At 40.1% G+C, this 21,430-nt stretch carries 17 protein-coding genes; 2 read left to right on the top strand and 15 right to left on the bottom strand.

All coding sequences use genetic code 11. From position 1 onward, the window contains the following. Positions 1–2: 2 nt before the first annotated feature. The 6 genes from JNO66_RS10725 to uraD form a co-directional block, all read right to left on the bottom strand. Positions 3–617 carry a nucleotidyltransferase family protein gene (locus tag JNO66_RS10725; protein ID WP_203088234.1) on the bottom strand — a complete coding sequence of 205 codons (615 nt, stop codon included), beginning with the start codon at positions 615–617 and terminating at the stop codon, positions 3–5. Continuing rightward, positions 614–1,642: an XdhC family protein gene (locus tag JNO66_RS10720; RefSeq protein WP_203088233.1), complete on the bottom strand. Its 1,029-nt coding sequence runs from the start codon at positions 1,640–1,642 to the stop codon at positions 614–616. The genes JNO66_RS10725 and JNO66_RS10720 overlap by 4 nt, the downstream gene beginning before the upstream one ends. A 23-nt stretch (positions 1,643–1,665) precedes the next feature. Next, positions 1,666–2,022 carry a hydroxyisourate hydrolase gene (gene uraH / locus JNO66_RS10715; RefSeq protein WP_203088232.1) on the bottom strand — a complete coding sequence of 119 codons (357 nt, stop codon included), beginning with the start codon at positions 2,020–2,022 and terminating at the stop codon, positions 1,666–1,668. Beyond that, the gene (pucL, locus tag JNO66_RS10710; protein WP_203088231.1) at positions 2,019–2,996 is read right to left on the bottom strand and encodes a factor-independent urate hydroxylase; all 978 of its coding nucleotides are present in this window, start codon (positions 2,994–2,996) and stop codon (positions 2,019–2,021) included. Before pucL ends, uraH begins: the two co-directional genes overlap by 4 nt. A gap of 70 nt (positions 2,997–3,066) precedes the next feature. Beyond that, the gene (gene allB, locus JNO66_RS10705) at positions 3,067–4,455 is read right to left on the bottom strand and encodes an allantoinase AllB (RefSeq protein ID WP_273753255.1); all 1,389 of its coding nucleotides are present in this window, start codon (positions 4,453–4,455) and stop codon (positions 3,067–3,069) included. Positions 4,456–4,515: 60 nt separating this feature from the next. After that, entirely contained in the window at positions 4,516–5,019 is a 504-nt protein-coding gene (gene uraD / locus JNO66_RS10700) for a 2-oxo-4-hydroxy-4-carboxy-5-ureidoimidazoline decarboxylase (protein WP_273753246.1), read from the bottom strand. Positions 5,020–5,179: 160 nt separating this feature from the next. Here uraD and JNO66_RS10695 point away from each other — a divergent pair, with 160 nt between their 5' ends. Continuing rightward, positions 5,180–6,793 (top strand): PucR family transcriptional regulator, encoded by a 1,614-nt coding sequence (locus JNO66_RS10695; protein WP_203088228.1) that lies wholly within the window; start codon positions 5,180–5,182, stop codon positions 6,791–6,793. Between the two features lie 54 nt (positions 6,794–6,847). On the opposite strand, the gene JNO66_RS10690 is transcribed toward JNO66_RS10695, so the two are convergent. After that, positions 6,848–9,982, bottom strand: coding sequence for an efflux RND transporter permease subunit (locus JNO66_RS10690; RefSeq protein WP_203088227.1), 3,135 nt, complete (start codon positions 9,980–9,982; stop codon positions 6,848–6,850). Between the two features lie 141 nt (positions 9,983–10,123). Between JNO66_RS10690 and JNO66_RS10685 the strand changes: the two genes are divergently transcribed. After that, positions 10,124–10,996, top strand: coding sequence for a TetR/AcrR family transcriptional regulator (locus JNO66_RS10685; protein WP_203088226.1), 873 nt, complete (start codon positions 10,124–10,126; stop codon positions 10,994–10,996). On the opposite strand, the gene JNO66_RS10680 is transcribed toward JNO66_RS10685, so the two are convergent. From JNO66_RS10680 to JNO66_RS10645, 8 genes are all read right to left on the bottom strand, one after another. Further along, positions 10,993–12,318, bottom strand: coding sequence for an amidohydrolase family protein (locus JNO66_RS10680; protein ID WP_203088225.1), 1,326 nt, complete (start codon positions 12,316–12,318; stop codon positions 10,993–10,995). The genes JNO66_RS10685 and JNO66_RS10680 overlap by 4 nt on opposite strands. 99 nt (positions 12,319–12,417) lie before the next feature. Next, positions 12,418–13,602, bottom strand: coding sequence for a PDZ domain-containing protein (locus JNO66_RS10675; RefSeq protein WP_203088224.1), 1,185 nt, complete (start codon positions 13,600–13,602; stop codon positions 12,418–12,420). A gap of 167 nt (positions 13,603–13,769) precedes the next feature. Beyond that, a complete protein-coding gene (locus tag JNO66_RS10670) occupies positions 13,770–15,287 on the bottom strand; it encodes a S41 family peptidase (protein ID WP_246483229.1) in 1,518 nt (505 codons plus the stop codon). Between the two features lie 61 nt (positions 15,288–15,348). Then, the gene (locus JNO66_RS10665; protein WP_203088223.1) at positions 15,349–17,013 is read right to left on the bottom strand and encodes a YndJ family protein; all 1,665 of its coding nucleotides are present in this window, start codon (positions 17,011–17,013) and stop codon (positions 15,349–15,351) included. Positions 17,014–17,135: 122 nt separating this feature from the next. Beyond that, the gene (locus JNO66_RS10660; RefSeq protein ID WP_203088222.1) at positions 17,136–18,575 is read right to left on the bottom strand and encodes a murein hydrolase activator EnvC family protein; all 1,440 of its coding nucleotides are present in this window, start codon (positions 18,573–18,575) and stop codon (positions 17,136–17,138) included. Between the two features lie 51 nt (positions 18,576–18,626). Continuing rightward, complete coding sequence (ftsX, locus tag JNO66_RS10655; protein WP_203088221.1) at positions 18,627–19,520, bottom strand: permease-like cell division protein FtsX; 894 nt, start codon at positions 19,518–19,520, stop codon at positions 18,627–18,629. Then, entirely contained in the window at positions 19,510–20,196 is a 687-nt protein-coding gene (gene ftsE / locus JNO66_RS10650) for a cell division ATP-binding protein FtsE (protein WP_203088220.1), read from the bottom strand. The genes ftsX and ftsE overlap by 11 nt, the downstream gene beginning before the upstream one ends. Positions 20,197–20,445: 249 nt before the next feature. Continuing rightward, on the bottom strand, positions 20,446–21,291 hold the full coding sequence (locus tag JNO66_RS10645) for a YitT family protein (protein WP_203088219.1): 846 nt from the start codon (positions 21,289–21,291) through the stop codon (positions 20,446–20,448). Between the last annotated feature and the right edge of the window lie 139 nt (positions 21,292–21,430).

The following is a 21,430-nucleotide window of genomic DNA, read 5'->3' as shown; positions in this document are numbered from 1 at the left end:
GCTCAGCTCCCTTTTTTTGCAACAAACTGCCTATAATCTGATGGGGTATCAATATCTATTAAATCTTCTACTTCAATGAAAGTACCTTTTGCTAAAAGTGACGGAGTACGAATGAATTGACCCGCTCCCCGATCACCCTTTAAATCATTAAACTGCGAAAATAGTTGCTTTGAGAATAGAATAGGTGGTTGTGGGATTCCATTTAAACGGCTAGCTACAAATAAATGATGCTCAGATTGTTTATAGCTACTAATGATGTGGTTTAGATCGTCTTTAGTTAGTTGAGGCTGGTCGGCAAGTAAGATCATGACTGCATCGGCAGCAAGCTGTTCACACGCTTCAATTCCACTTCTTACCGAATACGATTGCCCCCTCCAAGCTTCGGGACAAACGATGATTGACCATTTGTGCGACCATTCTGATTGGCTATACTCTTTTGGGGCCCATAGACAATGATTGGTCGGATTTGTGACGACAATGGTGTGATTGACGTCCGATTGGAGAGACGATGACAATACACTTCCTGCAATGGTCCCGCCATCAATAGGCAAAGTAAGCTTATCTCGCCCCATACGCTTACTTTGTCCTGCGGCAAGAATGATGCTAATAATCTTCATCCGACAAGCTCTTTATTTACAGCTGATGGATTTGAACGAACGATTTGAATAAGCTCGGCAACAATACTTACAGCAATTTCTGTAGCACCTTGTGCACCAATTGAAAGTCCAACAGGTGAGCGGACATCCGTTGGCACCTCTTGTTGTTCTAGTAAACGTGCGGTTCGTTTAGCTGATCCCAGTACCCCTAAAAAGGCAAGTCTCCTGCCCCTAAGTAGCTTAAGCAGTGTTTGATCATGCTCAAAGTGATGAGTCATGAGGATAATGAAATCATTTGAACACACATCTAATGTCTGAACGACTTCATGAGGAAATCCGTGCAACATCTTTATCGCCTTTGGAAACCGTTCAACCGTACACAAGCTTTGGCGCCAATCAGATACAATGACGTTAAACCCAGTGTCCGCGGCCAGGCTAACAAGTGGGAGCGCATCCTCGCCCGCTCCAAACAGGAGTAACCGTGGCTTCGCACTGATTTGTTGTGTGAAGATGGGATTGCCTTCATGTGTGGACACTCTATTACTTATTTTTCCTGAGGAGCTAGCTTGATAGATTAAATTTTCAATCTCAAGAAAAGACAAATGTGATGCTTTTCCAAACGGTTCTTCTCCTTCTGGAATACATAGATAACTGTTTAATAAAAGGTCTTTAACCAAAAGAACTTCTTTTCCACTTTGAACTAGACTTTTAACTCGTTGTAAATGCGTGAGGTAAAGAGAATCGATTCTCTCAAGTAGAACATGAATAATGCCGTTGCATCCTGCACTAGCGCCAAACGATAAGTCATCTTCAGTACTCATATCATAAACGACTATCTGTGAACCCTCTCCTCGTTTAACACGTTCAATCAGGTCCTGTTCAAGGCAGCCGGCGCTTATGAAACCTAATGACTCCCCGTCCCCTTGAATCAACATACATGACGATTCTTTTTTATAGGCCGAACCTTCTACTTGAACAATTGTTGCAAGAAACGCTGGCAACTTTAGTTGATCTAGGTGATCTAACATGACATGTATATCATCCATACCAAATCCTCCTATCAATTTCCCTAACTTCCGCGATATACTTGATAGCCCCAGGGCGAAACAAGAAGTGGAATATGGTAGTGCGCTTGATCGGTTGCCAGAAATACTCGAGTTACGATCCATTCTGAAAAATGTGGGTCCTCTTCAATTAAGCGATGGTGCCTAAAGTAAGCTCCTGTGGCGTAATGAATTTCGTATTCACCTTCAATAAATTGTTCAGATGATAGAAGTGGTTGATCCAGTCGACCATCTACATTTGTTTGATGAGTTGAGATCAGCCGTTTCTTCGTTTTTGATTCAAGAATGTACACCTCTACATGCATCCCTTCGGCTGGGCATCCTCTTGTTAAATCAAGAACATGAGTCGTTACTGTTGTCATTTACTTACACCCTCTTGAGACTGTTGTATTTGCCTGTTATAAGCATCTTCTCTCGTTACGGTAAACAACTGAAATCCATAAGGTGGCCTTGGCTCTGTATAGACTTTTCCATCTGATCCTGGAATGTCTTCTACAATGAGGTCCCACGTGTGGTTCTGTGATTCAAAGGACACATGTTTGAGCTGAGGGAACGTTGATATAATCGTGCACCCTATTTCATAAATTAAATGCTGTATCGATTTTGTTTCCGTTTGGTCAAAAATAGATGCTGCAAGATCTCGAATTTGCTCGGCTGCTACATATGTGCCCGGTTGATCCCCAAGCGCATCATGCTCATGTTCATATACCCAATGAATATCTAAGTAGATAAACAAAGGACGATTCGAATCTTCGGGTAACGTAGTGTACTCATCTCTTATAAAGCCAGAAAAGGAATTCCCTTGTACTTTGATGAGTTGGAGATTTTTTAGGCTACTTTGTTGTTTTGTTATTTCGTACGATTGGTCTGTGCGCTCGATGAGGAGAGAAGCCTGAGATTGCTCGTTGTTTGACTGTTTAAAAACGAGCTCACTGGCAAGACGTTCTTCATCATTTAAGACATCCATCTTTTCAAATGAAAGAAGATCTCCTGTAAGTTCTACTGATGAGATTTGATGGTATTTATTTAAAAAGGCTTTAGCAACATAATCTAGGAACCCCTCCATAGTTGAGCCGTTAAAGGACCCCAGGTGACGCTGAATGAAGTTTTTCATTGAATCAGTTGCCACAACTAACGAATTATCCCCTTCTGAAAAGGACGGACGAAAGGCTTCGCCTGCTACCTTGACTTGTATATTTGTCGCGAATAAAATATTGGACCTTCCTTTAAAAGACGATTCAGGAATCTCTTTTATTCCTACAAGAGGAGGAAGATACGTTCGATAAGCGAGTACGCTCCCTTTTCCATAAGCAACTTCATGTTGAGACTGTGTCATACCTAACACCCTTTCTGAATCGTACTAATATTCCGTCAAATGTAGTAGAAAATAAACAGCTTAAATTCATTTAAGCTGTTAACCACTTGCCTGTTCTTGATTGAATGGGTCCACTCTCTCGTGAGAAAACATTGACCCCTGATGCAAGAACCGCTTCAATTCGCGCATCAAATCGTTCATTCGTGTAGAGCGAAAGAGGATGTTTCGCATACATGTTTTCAAGGGTCACTTCATGTGGCTGTAGAGAGACAAAAACAAGATCCGCATCTTTCCCTTCCTCAATTGAACCTTTCTGATGACTAAGTCCAAACCGTTCTGCCGGATGTTTTGCCGTCCAGTTCACGACATGAGAAAAGTCTATATTCTCCTCAAGAGCAAACTGAAGGGCACCAAGTAATGTGACTCCTCCGCCATTAATGCCTCCCCATGCATCAAAGATTGAATAGGTCGATGCATCTTTTAGCTCGGCCGCGCATGGTGAATGATCCGATGTTAAAAAGTCAATCCTGCCTTCTTTCATTGCCTGACGAAGATGTAGATGATCCTCCTTCTTTCTAAGTGGTGGTGCACACTTTGCAAGATTCTTCTTATCAACTAATGCTTCATGCGAAAACAGTAAATAATGAGGACATGTTTCAAGAGATATGTTCATCCCTTGTGCTTTTGCCTGTTCGATTTTTGAAACGGCAGCCACACTGCTTATGTGTACAAAATGAAGAGGACAGCCTGTGATTTTTGCAAAGTGTATCGCTCGTTCTACTGCTTCAACTTCTGCTTCAATCGGACGTGATGCTAAGTAATCATCGTAAGAATATCTATGTTCATTCTTCATTTTTTCAGTTAAAAAGGTTGTCATTGGCCCGCTTTCCGCATGAAGGGCAAGCACCTTACCAAGCTCCGCAATCCGGTCCATTCCTTCAATTAAGTCTTTATCCCCGACCGATTCAAATTCCTTGTTTCCAGTTGGAGAAAGAAAGGCTTTAAAACCCAAGCAGCCTGCTTTGGACAGTCCAGCAAGTTCTTGTAAATTCCCCGGAACCAGTCCTCCCCAGAGACCAAAATCTACAATTGATTTTTCTTCGCCTAGTTTCGCTTTATTAAACAAATCTTTTTCTGTAATGGTAGAGGGAATGCCGTTTAAGGGCATATCAACAAACGTTGTGGTTCCGCCTGCTGCAAACATACTCGATCCTGTTTCAAATCCTTCCCAGAACGCACGGCCCGGTTCATTTAAATGAACGTGTACATCAACTGCTCCTGGAAACACGTACTGACCCTTTGCATCAAATTCCTTTACACCTTGTTCTGAGATGTGCTCGGAAAGCTCAGCAATGACTCCATCTTTAATGCCGATTTCACTTTCTATGATCCCTGTTTCCAAAACAACTTTTGCATTCCGTATGACGACATCGTACATGTTACTCCTCCTAGTTCCACACCCACGATAAAGTACATTGATCGTAGCACTGATCTCTATTTTTCGGGTGTCCTTATCAGATTATCTTCCAACCTTTTTTATTTACTCTTGGATAATCTCCTTCAGACGAAATAAAGCAATTTTGTCTACCTCAGCTAAAGCTGTCGCAAACTCTGTTTCAGCTGAGTGATGGATCCGGCTTTCCATTTCATTATAGATTTCCTGCTTATGTTTTCCTTTTACAGCTAGGATAAATGGGAATGGAAATGTCTCCATATATCGTTTATTTAGCTGGTTAAAACGTTTATATTCTTCTTCTGTTAATTCAGTAAGACCAGCTTGACTTTGCTCTGCCTTTGACGAATCAGTCATCTGAATCTTTTCTCCAAGATTCGGGTGTGCACACAGTAGCTTTATTTTGGTATCTTGATCTCTTTGACGGACTTCTAGCTGCATCGTTTCATACAGAGATTGAAACGATTGAAAAGGTCGATTGCTTACTACTTGTTCAGCTACCCAAGGGGAATGCTCATAGATCCCTTTAAGAGTTTCAACAAATTCTTCAGGTGAACAGTGATTAAGCTGATCAAGTGTTTGTTTGCTCACTGACATCGTACCTTTCTGCTTTGATTTCCATTAGTCTACGAAACCAAGTCCCTTCTGTCATTGGTGATTCTAACTAAATATTTAAAACAAACAGTCATTTCTTCCAGAACGAATCTGACTATGCTACGATGATGAAAAATATGTTCATTGGGAGAGAGAGATGAAGCTACAAACCATCCTTACACGCGAACCATTTACTCAGCTTTCCGTTCTTGCAGGCGAATCCGGACTCAACCACGACATAAACCATGTCACAATGATGGATGCGCCAGATATTTTACCATACTTAAAAGCAAACGATCTTCTTGTCACAACGGGCTATCATTTTAAAGACAAGCCTGAGGAAATGGTTCATTTAATTGAAGAAATGAGTAAAAGACATTGTGCAGGGCTTTTTGTTAAAACGGAGCGCTTTATCCAGACACTCCCACAACGAGTCATCGATCATGCAAATACACTTGAGTTTCCAATTCTTAAACTTCCAACAGACTGGTCTCTTGGTGATACAGTCAATCAATTGCTATCTATTATTTTAGATAAACGAACAAATGAGCTTCGTCACGCCATTGATACTCATCGTCAATTTACGTTGCAAATCATGAACGGAAAAGGACTGAATACATTACTTGCTCGATTAAGCGGGCTCATCCAACATCCGGTTACGTTAACAAACTCTTATTTAACACCAATTGCCGGACAAGAATATTTACTTAAGTCAATGCCTTATTTAACAGATCTCGCTCAGTACGGATATCTACTGCTTCCAAAATCAACGGAAGTTTCTTTTTGTGATGTAGCGACTAAACAAGAACTAACCGTTTATCCCGTACATAAGCATACAAATCAACCAGATCTGTTATTTATCCGAGACTCCATTGCACCCTCAGATCACGTTAGTCGACTCACCATTGAACAAGCTGTAAATGTATTATCCTTTGAACGGATACGGGAAGAAGCGATTAAACAAACCACTCGTCGAATCCGTAACGAATTCTTTTCAAGCTTTCTTGATCAGACCTATTCGAGTACAAAGGAAATGGAAAATAGAGCAAGTGAGTTTGGTTTGCCTGTCGAACAAGAATACATCTGCGCAGTAGGAGAGTTGGATCCCTTGCATGACATGTGGAGCGATCAAAGTCACCACAAAGAAATGGATCAGCTCTATGACTTTCTTGAAAATGAGCTACAATCATTAGCTGTCCCTTGTTACCTCTTTACAAAAGGTGAGCAGCTTATTCTGCTTCTTTCTGTGAATGACTTAATTGATGATACACAGGCATTTTGTGAGTCTTTCTTAGAGCTTCTTCAATTACGATTATCCCGTTTTTACGAAATGACGGTCTCTTTTGGGGTCAGTCACGTTTGTTCATCCTTTTTTGCTGTACATCAAGGCTTTGAAGAAGCACAAAAAGCATTGTTTCAACATAGTGGCTGGCGACAACCTTCGTCCATCCACTTCTTTCAATCAACTGATATCAGTGGCTTACTTAGGATGATTCCCGAAAAAGAATTGATTGCCTATTACCATCAGACATATAAGCAATTAAGGCTGGATCACTTAGATGAGGATCAAACGTTGCTTCAAACATTATTTATGTATATGGAGTGCCAGTGTCAGATCTCAGAAACCGCGAAACAGCTTTTTGTTCATCGAAACACAGTGGTTTATCGCTTGGAAAAGTGTGAGGAATTATTACAAACTTCATTAAAGGATCCAGAGTTCACGTTGCAAGTACGCACTGCTATGAGAATTAAGCAATTAATTGAATCATAAATGTCATAAAAAAACGAACCAGCCTACGTGAGGCGGTTCGTTTTTTTATGAATCTTATTCTTTTACAACTCGTTTTTTCATCTTCATCAGTAACTCATAGACTAATGGAACAATTAACAATGTGAGTAAGGTTGAACTTGTTAATCCTCCAATAACAGTCACTCCAAGTCCTTTAGAGATTAAACCTCCGCCTTCAAATCCAAAGGCTAATGGGAGAAGTGCACCAATTGTGGCGATGGCAGTCATCAGAATTGGACGTAGTCGCGTAGATCCTGCTTCAAGAAGTGCTTCTCTTGTTGACAAGCCTTCGTTTTCTTGGTGAATGACTCGGTCAATTAACACGATTGCATTTGTAACAACAATCCCAATTAACATGAGCGCACCAATCATAGATGATACACTAATTGTCTCACCCGCAATGAGTAAGGCGACAAGTGCGCCAATTACGGTAAATGGCAGTGAAAATAGGATTGCAAATGGAGCCAACCCTCCACCAAATGTTAAGACAAGGACAAAGTAGACAATCGCAATGGCCGCAAGCATGGCTAGACCAAGCTGAGTAAATGATTCCTCAATATCAGCAGACACCCCGCCCATTGATACGTCTACACCAGTTGGTAGTTCAAGCTCATCTAGTTCAGATTGCACGGATGTCGCAACTGACCCAATATCATTACTTGTGATTTTACCTGATGCGTCTGCATAAATATCGCCATTTCGTTTTGAGATCGTATCTGGAGTTGTTCCTTCCTCCACATTAACCACATCACGAATCGCTATTTCTTCTCCTAGTGCAGTAAGAATGGTTTTGTCCAGTAATTCATCAATATTTTCAAATGACTCTTCCTCTGATTCAACAAACACATCAAGCTCTGCTCCATCTTCGTTGATGGTTGTGAGTACTTCACGTTGTCCCTGATTTGAAAGAGCAAGACCCACTTGTGCAGCTGTTAACCCATTTTTACTTAGCTCATCTGCATCAGCAATTAAATTAAACTGCTCATATTGTTCAGATAGACTTGTATCCACATCCGAAAGATCCTCTTGCTCGGTTAACAGTTGTTCTACTTCTTTAACAACCGGTTCAATGACTTCAATTGATGGGCCACTTACCTGCACAGCAAGCTCACTTGAGCCTCCTGACATCCCAGTAAAGTCTTGATTTGCCCAAGTACCTTTCTCCGTTATTGTCGCTAATTCATCCATAACCTTTTCTTGCTCATCTACAAATCCTTCGAAATCATCCGCATACTCCACAAAGAAAATAGAGGAGTTAGATGGACCAAAGCTCATAGGATTGTCTCCACCTATAGATAATTGAATCAGCTCCACACCCTCACGTTCGGTAAGAAATGTCTCTGCTTCTCCAGCAATCTCTTCTACTTCAGCTAGAGTCTGGCCTGGCTCTGGATTGTAGGTAATGTATAACGCTTTTTCCTCATCCGCTGGTAGGAAGCTAACTCCAACTGCAGGGACTAAGAACAAACTTCCAATTAATAGAGCAATAGCCACAATGGAAGTAATCCATTTATGATTCAGTGACCAATTCAACACATGCTTATATCCATTGGAAAGTCGACTTGGCTTTTCTTCATGTGACATGTTACTTTTACTCAAGCCTTTTTTAAACATTGAATGAGCCATCATAGGCACAATCGTAATAGCTACTAATAGTGAAGCAAGTAGCGCAAAGACAACGGTTAATGCGAATGGAAGAAAGAGTTCACCAACCATTCCTTCTACTAACCCTAGTGGCAAGAAAACAGAGATTGTAACGATAGTTGACGAAAGAATTGGCATAAACATTTCTTTTGTCGCATCAACAATTAACGCCTTACCTTTAAGCGGTTCGTCTGCCATGCCCATTCGCCTAAATATATTTTCGATTACAACGATCGAATCATCTATCACACGTCCAATAGCCACGGTCATAGCTCCAAGCGTCATGACATTTAACGTAATATCCATTTGATTTAAAAGGAGTATCGCAATCAACAGTGATAATGGAATCGAGATGACTGAGATGATTGTTGTTTTCACATTTCGTAAAAACAGCAAAATGATGATCATCGCGAATAATGCACCGAACAATGCTTTACTAATCATTGTTTCAACCGATTCTTTGATTGGTTCTCCTAAATCTAGCGTTGAAACAATCTCAAGTCCATCATACTTTTCCTCTAAATCAGCGGCTGCTTCAAGTGCTTGATCAACGACATCAACTGTATTCGCATCCGCCGTACTGACAATTTGAATACCTATTGCATCTTTTCCATTTGTTCTAGAAATAGAGCTTGATTCATTTACAACCTCTATATCTGCAAGATCCCCAAGTGCAATTGTTGGGATTTCTAGATCAACTGGTAGACCTTGTTCTCCAGCTGCAGGCATCCCTGCCCCCTCACCTAATTCCATATCCATAGATGGCTGTTGCTCTCCTGCTCCACCTGGACTGATTGGAATGGCGATTGATTCTAAATCTTCAATCGTGTTTACATCACCATCAATAACAACAGATTGTTCTTGATCTCCGAATGTATACAAACCAAGTGGGAAGGTTACATCTGAGCCTTGAATGATTTGTAGGACTGTTTCTTCATCTAACCCGTTTGCTGCAAGTTCGTCCTCGTCGAATCGAAGTTGAACTTCTTTTACGGACTGTCCACTTAAACTAACAGATGCTACACCATCTAATCCTTCTAAAGTTGGTGCTACTTCATTTTCAATTAAATCAGTCAGTTCAGTAAGAGAATCCTCTCCAGACGCACTTAGTGTCAGTACTGGAAAAGCCGTTAAGCTTAACCTAGAAATGGATGGGTCTGTAACGCCATCAGGAAATTCCTCACCGTCTAACGCGTCTTTCACTTCTGTTAGTGCTTCATCCATATCCTTACTAAATCGATACTCAATTTGGATCGAGGAAGCATTTTGAAACGAACTAGAGGTGACATTAGAAACACCATTTAACCCTTCCACTTTTTGTTCTATCGGTTGCGTCACCTTATCTACAACCTCCTCAGGTGTAGCACCTGGATACGTTGTTGAGATCGTAATGATCGGTGTATTAATGTTTGGGATGGTTTCCATTTTCATATTCAAACCAGAATAAAGACCGGCTACTACAACCATGATAGTCAGTAACCACAAAGCAAACTTATTCCTTAACGAAAACTCAATAATCTTCTTCATTGTTTTCTGTTTCCCCCTCTTTCTCTTCTTGACTTCCAATTACTTAAGCGTATATAATTTGACCACCTAGTCATTACTCACCTTATGTTAGTTGACCGGATAGTCATAAGTCAAGAATAAATCATAAAAGGAGTTGAAAACATGGCTGAGAAAAATAAGCTAATCATTGAAAATGCAATTAAACTATTTTCAACAAATAGTATTTCATCCACATCGATTCAAGATATTGCGACTGAAAGTGGAATCTCTAAAGGGGCTTTTTACTTACACTTCAAATCGAAAGACGCCTTAGTTGTTGCTATTATTGACTATTATTCCGATTTAATAACCAGTTGTATTCAAAAGAGTGACTATGATGATCTTGCCCCTAGAAAACAATACAACCAAAAACTTACTGACCTATTTGAATTCATTATTCAACACAAGGATTTTATTCTCGTTCAAATGAAAGATCCTTCTATTCCACTTACAGATGAGATGAAGTCGAGTCTCAAACGTGTGACTTATAAAATGACTCAGTTCCATCAAACGTATTTAACTGAGATGTACGGTCATCAAATTAAGCCTTTCCTATGGGACTTAACACTGATTATTGATGGGTTATTTCATTCATACACTAAATTTTTAATTCATGCACCTGTTGTCGAAATTCGCATACTTGTACCCTATATTTTGGAGAGAGTTGATTCAATTGTTGAAGGCTTAAAGCCAGATGATGCCCTTTTGAAAGAGGAGCAAATAGCTGCAGCATTATCCGACTTTTTTGAAGTGGATGATTCGATCTCCGTTTCAGCTACTCTTCATGAAATTCGAAACGTAATTAGAGATTCCGAAAAAAAAGATGAACTTTTTATATCCATAGACATGCTTGAAGAAGAATCACAAAAAACTCAACCACGTTTACCAATTATTCAAGGGATGTTATTAAACTTGCGCAATGAACCTGGAATACAGAAGCTAATTCAAAGGCTTGTCACCCACTATCAGCTTAATGACTCTTTATTCAATGACTAATCAGTCATCATTTTAAAAGTCTCGATGAATTGCTCATAATGTTTTTCAACTTCTTTTAAGTTAGGTATGGCTTGTAACAACTCTTGAATGGTATATACTTTCCCTCCCTTTACTAGGAATGATATTTGCTGTGTTGCTTTTATATCTAGTAGAGGGTTTTCTTTTAATACAACGATATCTGCCACAGTACCCACTTTAATCGCCCCTATATCCTTGCGTTTTAGAGCGCTAGCCGCATGAATGGTTGCTGCTCGAATGGCCTCAATTGGAGAAAACCCAGCTTCAACAAATAACTCAAGTTCGCGATGAAGAGCCATACCAGGAAATGTCCAAACCCCCGCCGGTGTGTCCGTTCCAGCAACCACACGTCCTCCCATACTTGAATAGGCCTTTGCAATTGCCTGAATATGAGTTGTTTGGATTCCCATTCTTTTTAAGCTTTCTGTGTATTGAGCGATATGTTGCCACTGGTTTATTAATGACTGGCCCTTGTCGTATATTCCTTTGATCACCTCATGTCTAGGTTCCCACTTATGTCTAGACTGCTTCTGTTGATCGTATAAGACAAGTGTCGGACAAAGAATCGCCTCATGTGTTAAAAGCATATCACAAACGTTTTGAATGTTTTCATCATTTGGCTGATTCCAATCAATGTTTTCCCATTGTTCCTCTGAGGACTGTATAGTCCAATTGGGATATACAGCTTGAAGAACCCCTGCAGCATGTTCAAACCATTTTACGCCAAGTGCAGCCGCATCTAATGCCGTCACGGATGGCGAATGCAACAGATCAGCGCTTACTTCCTTTCCATACATCCCTGCTTCTTCTACAACGGCTTGAATTAGTTCCTTTTTTAAAAGTCCATACACTTTAATAAAATCAGCACCGGCTTGAATTTGACGTTTAACTTCTTTCTTTGCTAACTCTACTGTATCTACATTAATACTCCATGGACTAGTCTCCCCCCATAAGCCAGGTGGCCCATCGATGATGCGATCAGCAGAAATAACTCTTGGAGTGGGATCAGAGCTATCTGCTTGAATTAGAGGCTGAAGCTCTAATATATTCCCTCCAGTGTTTCGAACAGTTGTCACACCAGATGCTGTAAAGAATGGTGCAAAGGCTTCTTTAATATGTACATGCATGTCAATGAGACCAGGTATAACATATTGGCCATTCAGGTCAATTCGTTTAAACTGAGAATTCTCCTGGATGGTCGTAGCGATCTCATGTACGAATCCACCTTTGATTGAAATATTAGTTCTTTGAATGACTCCTGCTTCTACATCTACTAATTGAGCATTTTCTAGAATGATAGACAACGCTTCAACTCCTTTCTATTAACCTTTCATACGTGTATGAGGCCATTATGTTTCAGAGCATAAAAAAAGACTTTGAGCGTAACACTCAAAGCCTCTTGCTTATGTAACTGAGTTGGATAAGGATACATCTTTCTTTACTAATAATACGCCAAGCTGATGATGCTCGCTGTCATACAGGGCGCCTTGTTCAAAGCGGATCTCTTGATCGTAATCAAGTACGTCCAATTTACAAAAAGCAGAATTGGCTTGAAGCGCTTCATAGAAGCTTGTCTCATCAACCACTTTACGACCATTTACTTTCACGATCGTTTCTCCAACTTTTAAATCCAATTTTTCAGCTAGACTTCCAGGCAATACACCAAGTATTGTGCATCCTTCCTTTTGTTCAACATACATTGGTAATCCTTGTTTGTCACGATTCCTTGCTAGATGCCATAGATATTCTCTACCAATGATTGCTGCACCGGCGACAATGTATGCAATCCACCCAATGAATAAGGACGAAATGGATAGGAGAAGTAATGCAATTCCTAAAATGAATACCTGTCTTCCTGCAGAACGAATGGCATTCGCCGGAAGTGAAGACGTAACCTTTTGTTTAAATCCAATGAAGAACGGAATGAGCAATGGCTGTAGTTCTAAACCTGCAACCGGAAGAACTGGCCAGTACTCAAACATTGGAATGATGCCATCTGGAATAAACACAATAAGTGGTAGAAACCAGATTCGTTCAGATAGATGAAAACCAATCCACTTTCCCCTTGATGCTCTCTCTAATCTAGGCGAAGTGTAAACCGTTCCATTTTTTTGAATCAGGATTCCCTCAGCAATAACTAGCAAACCGAGTAATAGTGATAAAAACGGTATAAGCTTGTCCACTTGCATGATATCTATGTATTCAGCTATAAACGCATGATCTCCCGTAAGTGGGGTTACAGCTAGAGCGATCATTGTCAGTCCAACAATATAGGATGGGGATAACCACCTAATCTGAAATGTAAGCATCAGTAGAAGCATAATGATCATCATGATCGCTAGTGCCTGCCACTCCAACACAAACCCAACACCTATTAAAAGAACAGACAAACATAAACCTATAAGTAAAGCTGGCCAAAAGGGCACAATAAAATCCGCCAATCGACGATAAACCCTTGTATGAAAAGAAGACCGTTCTTTTTTTACACGTTTTGAAGCGATAATGTATACGAGTAGCAATCCAAAATAAGTGATCGGATTTGCAAAGAAACTAGCTAATGCGATTAAGATCGTTTGAACGATTTCCATTGACGCCCTCCCCCAGCTTATATGTTCTACACATTTTATAAAAAGACTGCCACCTTGGAAGCTTGAATCTGCACCCTCTTTCAGGAGCATACAGAAAACATGATCCCAGCTTTCCAATAGGGACAGTCTTTCACCTGTGCTTATCTGTTACTCACGATGGAAGCTACTTAGTTCGTTTGTTCAATTGCCACATCAATCGCTTTTTGTAACTGTGAATCATTCTCTGCTTTACGAATTTCCTCTACAATGCGTTCTTGTAGAGCAGTAGCCGTTTCTTGATTAATTTCTCCATTTGCTTCAATGCCTTCATCTTCTTGGAAAGACTTAACTGCATCAACTGTTTGTTGATCAAAGTAGCCGTCTTCTCGACCTGGATCATAATCCAGTCCTTTAAGAATAAATTGAGCATTTTTAACTTGTTCTCCAAGTGAATCAAACACAATTGGAGCATCTTCTTCAACAGATACAGCCGTTGAGAAGAAGTATTCAGGCTGACTAACTTCAATGGTTGGTGTAACCCCTTCTTGGTTAATGCTGTTACCATCTGGCGTTAACCATCTCATCATCGTCAGTTTTAAATCACTGCCATCGCCTAAATCAACCGTTTGTTGAACTGTTCCTTTACCAAAGGTTGTATTCCCTACGAGGTCATATCCGCCTGATTCTTTTAATGCAGCTGCTAAAATTTCAGATGCAGAAGCACTTCGCTCATCAATTAAACCAATAATTGGGTAGTCTTTAGCTTCTTTTAACTTTGATGTATACCCTGTGCGAGCTCCATCCCGATCCTCCGTTTGAACAATGGCTTTTTCATCTGGAATAAGTTCATCCCCGATTTGCTCAACCGCGTTTAAGTAGCCACCTGGGTTTCCTCGGACATCAATAATTAGAGCATCCATACCATCCTGTTCTAATTGCTGAAGCTGATCTTTAAAGTTAATTGCTGTGTCTTCAGAGAAGGACGTGATTTCAAGCAGTCCAATGGTTTGACCATCTTGTTCGAATGTTTGCGTTCGAACCGTCTCAATTGGAATGGTATCACGTTCAACAGGTACATCTAAAAGTTCAGAGCTACCATCTCTTTCAATCGTTAGTCGAACCGTAGTCCCTTTTTCACCACGGATCTTAAGAACTGCTTCGTTTACGGATAACCCTTCAATATTTTCACCATCAATTTCAATGATGCGGTCGTTCGCTTGTAAGCCTGCTTGCTCTGCTGGTGAGTCACGGAAAGGGGATACGATTGTAACCTTCCCATTAATCATGCTTACCTCAGCACCAATTCCTTGAAATTCAGAGCCAAGCGACTCAACGAACTCATTGGCTGTTTCTTGATCCATATAATCTGAAAATGGATCTCCAAGTTCATCAATCATTCCGGAAATTGCCCCTTCAATCAGATCCTGACGATCAACTTCTTCCACATATCGATCCTCAATCGTATTCAAGGCTTTTTCAAACTTTTTCATTAACTCATCATCATTAAGTTCAACGATTTCGCTTTCTGGTGAGTCGTTGCGATCCGAATTGCTTTGGGAAGCATTTGTCATAAATAGTCCAGTTAGATAATAACTCCCCGCCCCTAATATCATTACAAGTATTACAACAATAAACAAGCGTTTACTGTTCACCTTCACCACTCCCATGTATTGAAACATCAACAAGCCTGCCATCATCATATGCATTGCCTGTACACATTATGTCGCTACTCGATTACTACCATTTTAGACAATCAATACTATGAAGTCAAAGCTGTTTTGAGAGCTTACATGTAATTTCATAATCAATCGTTAAGCACCGCAATCCTAAAAAATGCAGCTCGTGTACAGCAGTCAAACGTCCAGGATCTTCGGTTGCGCGCACATGAAAATATTCCTCAATCGGAACCCTAATCGTCCACTTCCCGATCGTCACATACACCCCTTCGTCGCCTAACGAACCAGGCTCACGAAAGCTTGTTAAGATCAGGCCATCTGATTCATCATGCTGAGGACGAAGAATACCTGTCATAACGGAATAAGGCAGGGGCAAAGCAATATCCATGTACGTTTTTTCTTTAGTAGCGTAATACGCATAAAAAGCGACAAATATTTCTTCCTTTGTCTCATAGTCTTTCCGTATCCATGCTCTAACTGGATGTCTCCCATCAATGGTCTCATCGATTGGATAGATAACAGCTTCCATCCTTTGTGGTTTTGGATGCTTCGTTGCTGCTCTTAAGTAAAGCTGTCCTATTTTACCTGTAACCCAATGATAGGGCCTTGATAGAGGATAATAGATTCCATGCCACCTTGTTGTAGCGGACATATCATAATGATTTGTTTGCTCATAAAACTTTCGAATAGATGGATCAACTTTTATTGGGGAGAAATTGGCTCGTTCAAAAGCAGTGAACGACTCAACCAATCCATCTACTGTTTCGTTTTTATTTAAAATGCGTGTGTCCTGTAAAAAATGATCTCCCACTTTCCTCTTTCCACGAAGGCGACTAAGTCTAAATTGACCAAACGAATATAGTGGGCGGGGTTTTATGAATGCCCAACCAATTAAGATCAGAAAGCTGTAGCCAAACGCTTGTGCATAACCATGATAGAGCACCATCTGATCAATTGTGATAAAGGTCGTCTCCACTGAAACACCTGCACTATAGAATCCAGATAAGACCATGGCAGCAACCGAAATAAGTGTAGCTGTAAGTATTAACGTACGAGCCAATCGATGTTCCTGCACCTTTATTAACACACGAAACGTCTCGAATGCGAGCCAGAACATCGCAAAAACATAGATACCTACAAACATGAAATCAGCCAATCCACCTATCGTAATTCCTATTCCAACAAGTAGGGGTCCTATCATGAGTAGGCCAGCTAATAAACCATACCCACGAATTTGAACGTTGTGACGGAAAGCAAATCGACCAACTAACCCCACCACAATCGGAACGATTAAACTAGAATAGTGAAAATGAACAGCAGTCAACAATACAATGACAGGTGAAAATGGCAAACCTTCTATACCAGCTTGACTTAGAAATAGCCAGAAACCACCTAAAATCATATAGATATAGGCTGCATCTATAGCGTTCTCTTCCATTCGCACAAATCCTCTAGACGAGGCACGAGCAATGCCAATACAGGCAACCCAACAAGTGAAGAGTAACCAACAGAAAGCGAGTGTTCCTGAGAGAGCTCCTGTTCCAATAAATAAACTTCCAGCTCCTACTATGGAGAAAAGTGGTTGCAACCTTATAAACCAATCCCGTTTATCCTTCTGCCGATACGTTAACTCAGTGACCAAAGGAAACAAAACCAGAATAGAGAAACTTAAAAGAAGTTTAATGGACTGATCATATCCAAACCAGATTGCAAACATTGCCCAAATGATGCATCCAAAAATCACTCGTTTACTCATCACATCAAACGCTCCTAATAAAAAATAAAAAAACAAGCATGGTTCACATTTCTAGTGTATCACCCATAAATGATGAAAAGGAAATGTAACCCACGCTTGTTTTACTTATTAACGATTATTTATTATCTAGATACATAGTTTAACGGATTAACAGAATTCGACTTTGCCCCGTTCCAGTTACCTTCATGAACCTCGAAGTGTAAATGAGCGCCATAGGATTGACCAGTATTACCCATCAAACCGATTTGTTGAGATTGTGATACTTTTTGACCAGCACTTACATCAATACGCTCCATGTGACCGTATAATGTTGTAACTGTACGACCATCAACCACGTGAGTAATAATGACTGTGTTACCATAGCCATTCATCCAGCCAGCTGAAGAAACCGTTCCTTCCTTCGCTGCGATAATTGGTACATCTCCTGTACGGCCATTCTTACCGAAATCAATACCATGGTGCATTTTTCCCCAGCGAGTACCATACGTAGAAGTTACCGAACCAGTTGTAGGTCTTACAAAACCAGACGTTGATTTTTGTGATGCTTCACTACTAGTAGTCTCATTTTTCACCTGTGGCTGCGAAGATTTTGAGCTAGATGATGATCCAGAACTCGTGTTACTATTTGCACTTGTGTTGCTATTTGAGCTTGCAGATGCATTTGAACTACTTTGTGTTGTTGATTCTTGTTTAGGGGCAGCTTGCTCAGCTTGTGCTTTTGCCGCTTCTTCTTGACGCTTCTTCTCTTCTTCTTCTTGACGTTTCTTCTCTTCAGCTAAACGTTTTTGTTCTTCTTCCCAAGCAGCTAATTCACTTTCAAACGCCGCTTCTTGTTGAGCAAGAATTTCATCTTCGTTTTCAATTTCACCTAGTTCAGCTTCAAGCGTTTCTTCTTTAGACTGAAGATCTCCACGCTTGCTATCTTTTTCAGCACGTTGTTTCTCTAGATCAGCTTTCAACGTTTCCAAGTCTGCTAGGTGTCCTTCAAGCTTACTAAGTTCGTCTTCTACTTCCGCTTTAGCAGCTTCTAGATCTTCATGATCCTGAATGTGCGCATCAAGAATAGATTTATCTTGATTAGCAATCGTGCTAAGCGCGTTCATGCGGTCAAGCAAATCACCAAAATCTTTTGCACCTAAGATGACTTCTAGGTAATTTACTTCGCCGCCTGATTGATACATGTTTTTCGCACGGTCTTTTAATAATTCATCCCGTTCAGCAATACGTTCTTCTAATTCTTTAATTTCTTCTTTAAGCTTTTCGATGTGAGCTTCTACTTCTGCAATCTCATCTTCCTTTGAAGAGATTTTATCAGCAGTATCTGCTTCTTCCTTTTCAAGCTTATTAATTTCGTTACTTAGTGCTTCCATTTCTTGCTTTAAATCAGCAACCTCTGCTTCTTTTTGTCTAGCAAGTTCTTGATTCTCTCCACGTTCGCTTTGAACATCAGCAATTTTGCTTCTTAAATCTTCATTTGCATAGGCTGTATTACCAAGCCCTCCAAAACCAATTGAACCGAGTGCCATAACCGCGGCAAGTGTCACGTAACCAAACTTCTTCATTAAATCGTTTCCTCCTTAAGTGATCTGCATCTACTAGTGCATCGATTTCGCTTATACTTTTAGGAATTTACGTACTGACATCACACTGCCCCATGCTCCGATAAACAATCCAACCGCAAGCAATAATAAGGCTATTTGTAACATATAAGGATATACAGGTAGTAAAGCAAAGAAATTACCTTCAATTTGTGTTCCATAATTATCGTATAAAAACTTATATCCATAAATGACAAGCAGTATTGGGATTAGTGAGCCAATTAAACCAAGTAGCAGTCCTTCTACTAAGAAAGGCCATCTGATAAAACCATTTGTTGCCCCTACTAGTTTCATAATCCGAATCTCATTTCGTCTCGCCACAATGGTTAATTTAATCGTGTTAGCTATTAAAAACATGGCTGTCAGCATTAATGCGATGACAAGTCCTAAACCTATATAACGACCGATGTCTGTAATTTGTAGCAATCGATCTACAAAATCTTGTCCATAAGCAACACTCTCTACATTGCTTAATCCTTCAATTTCTGCAGCAACTGTTTCAATTGATTGTGGGTTAGCAGCTTCTATAACAAACATGTCGTTTAGAGGATTTTCTTCTCGAACGGATTCAAATGCCTGTCCACCGTCTCCTAAACTATCTATCAAGTTACTTAATCCTTCATCTTTGCCGAGAAACGCTATTTCTTTCACATCGGTTATATCTTCAATGCTTGCTCTTAGTTCATCTTGTTGCTCTTCGCTTGCTGTTAACTCTATATAGGCTCTAATTTCAACGTCGTCTTCAACCTGTGTTGCCATATGATTCATATTAAGAATAAGTAAGAGAAAAATTCCTACTACTAGGAGCATAACAGTGACTGCACTAATTGAGGCAAAGGTCATCCAGCCGTTACGTCCTAAATTCTTTGTTCCTTCTTTCAAATGGCGACCGACGGTTCTAAATTTCATAACCGTAGTTCCCCCTTACTTCATCACGTACAACTCGACCATTTTCAATGGCAATAACTCTTCGTTTTAACGTGTTTACAATGCTTTTATTGTGGGTAGCCATAATAATAGTAGTCCCACGATGGCTAATATCATCTAAAATGTCCATGATGCCCCATGCAGTATCAGGGTCAAGATTTCCCGTAGGCTCATCGGCAATTAAAACTTCTGGTCGATTTACAATGGCTCTTGCAATGGCAACACGCTGTTGCTCGCCTCCAGAAAGTTCATCTGGTAAAAACTTTGCTTTGCCTTTTAACTTAACTATATCGAGCACTTCCATCACTCGACGTTTAATTGAGGCGCGTGGTTCTTCTATCACTTCGAGTGCAAAAGCGACATTTTCATAGACAGTTAGCGTTGGAAGGAGTTTAAAGTCCTGAAAGATTACTCCAATCTTACGTCTAAGCTTTGGTACATGTCTTTCTTTAATACTATTAAGCTTGGTTTGATCAATCATTACTTCGCCTTTTGTAGCTTTCTCTTCTCTATATAACAAGCGGATAAACGTTGATTTACCTGCTCCACTTGGTCCTACTATGTAAACAAATTCACCTTTATCTATTTTTAAAGTCATTCCATTAATTGCTTTAACGTTATTAGAATAGACTTTCCATACATCTTTTAATTCGATCATGAATCAATCACTTCCTTGCTGTATTACATAAAGATCTTGTAGAAAAAACACTATTTCTATAAGCTTCTGTCGTATTGCTTGTTCATTATACCATTCATCAATCGTTCATATCATTACAGTTTTATTTCAGTTTGTGACAAATAGGTAGGCTACGCCTAGGATTGATAGTCTAAAGACCTATTTATTCTAACTGCAATTGGAAGCTTATCCATAAACTATATTTAGAGACTCTCGAAGTCGAATGGTGCATTACATTTGTTTTTTAAACCCCTCACCCAGTACCTCCGTTGCATTTGAAACAATAACAAAAGCGTTAGGATCTGCTAACCGGACCACTTCTTTCAATTTTGTCACTTCATGTTGGTTAACAACACACATTAGTACCGGTCTCTCTTCGCTTGTATATCCTCCTTGTGCACTAAGTTTTGTTACCCCACGATCAATATCACGAAGGATCGATTGAGTCACCTTCTCTTCATGCTGAGAGATAATATAAGCGATCTTCGCATACCCAAGTCCCATTTGCACCAAATCGATCGTTTTACCTGTTACAAAAAGCGAAATTAACGCGTAGAGAGCGAGTTCCAGCCCAAACACAATGGCTGAAGAAATAACGACCAGTCCATCTATTAAGGCCACAGCGAAACCAGATGTTAATCCCGTATACTTTTGTAAAATTTGGGCTGCTAGATCGGTCCCACCCGTGCTTGCTCTAGCTCTAAATGCTAATCCCAGTCCTGCTCCAACACCTATTCCACCAAAAATGGCACCGAGTAGAGGATCGGTAAATCCAACGTCCCAATTTCGAGTTAGAAACACAACAAATGGAAGAAACAATGTTCCAACTAATGTTTTCATTCCATAAGATAATCCGCCGAGTAGCAATAATCCTGCAATAAAAAGTGGTATATTTAATGACCATTGTATGTAAGCTGGCTCAATTCCAGTTAAATTGGTGACAATTGTACTGATTCCACTTACCCCTCCTGGAGCAATCTGATTTGGCAGTAAAAACAGGTTAAATGCAAGAGCTACAATCGCTGAGCCAGATAAAATATAGACATAATCAATAACGATACGACGCCAATCATTCATACACAAAACCCCTTTTAACAATGAGTAATAGGAAAAGTCCCGATGTAGTATAGCACTGCAGTAACCCTATGTAAACGCGGCTTTAGTGACGCGTTAGCAGAGTAACGCAAAAAAAAACAGGACTGGGACATAACAGTAA

The sequence above is a fragment of the Alkalicoccobacillus gibsonii genome (assembly GCF_016798245.1).
Classification (GTDB): Bacteria; Bacillota; Bacilli; order Bacillales; family Bacillaceae_D; genus Alkalicoccobacillus; species Alkalicoccobacillus gibsonii.
Note: the sequence above shows the minus strand (reverse complement) of the source record. Positions and strands in the feature narration are given on the sequence as shown.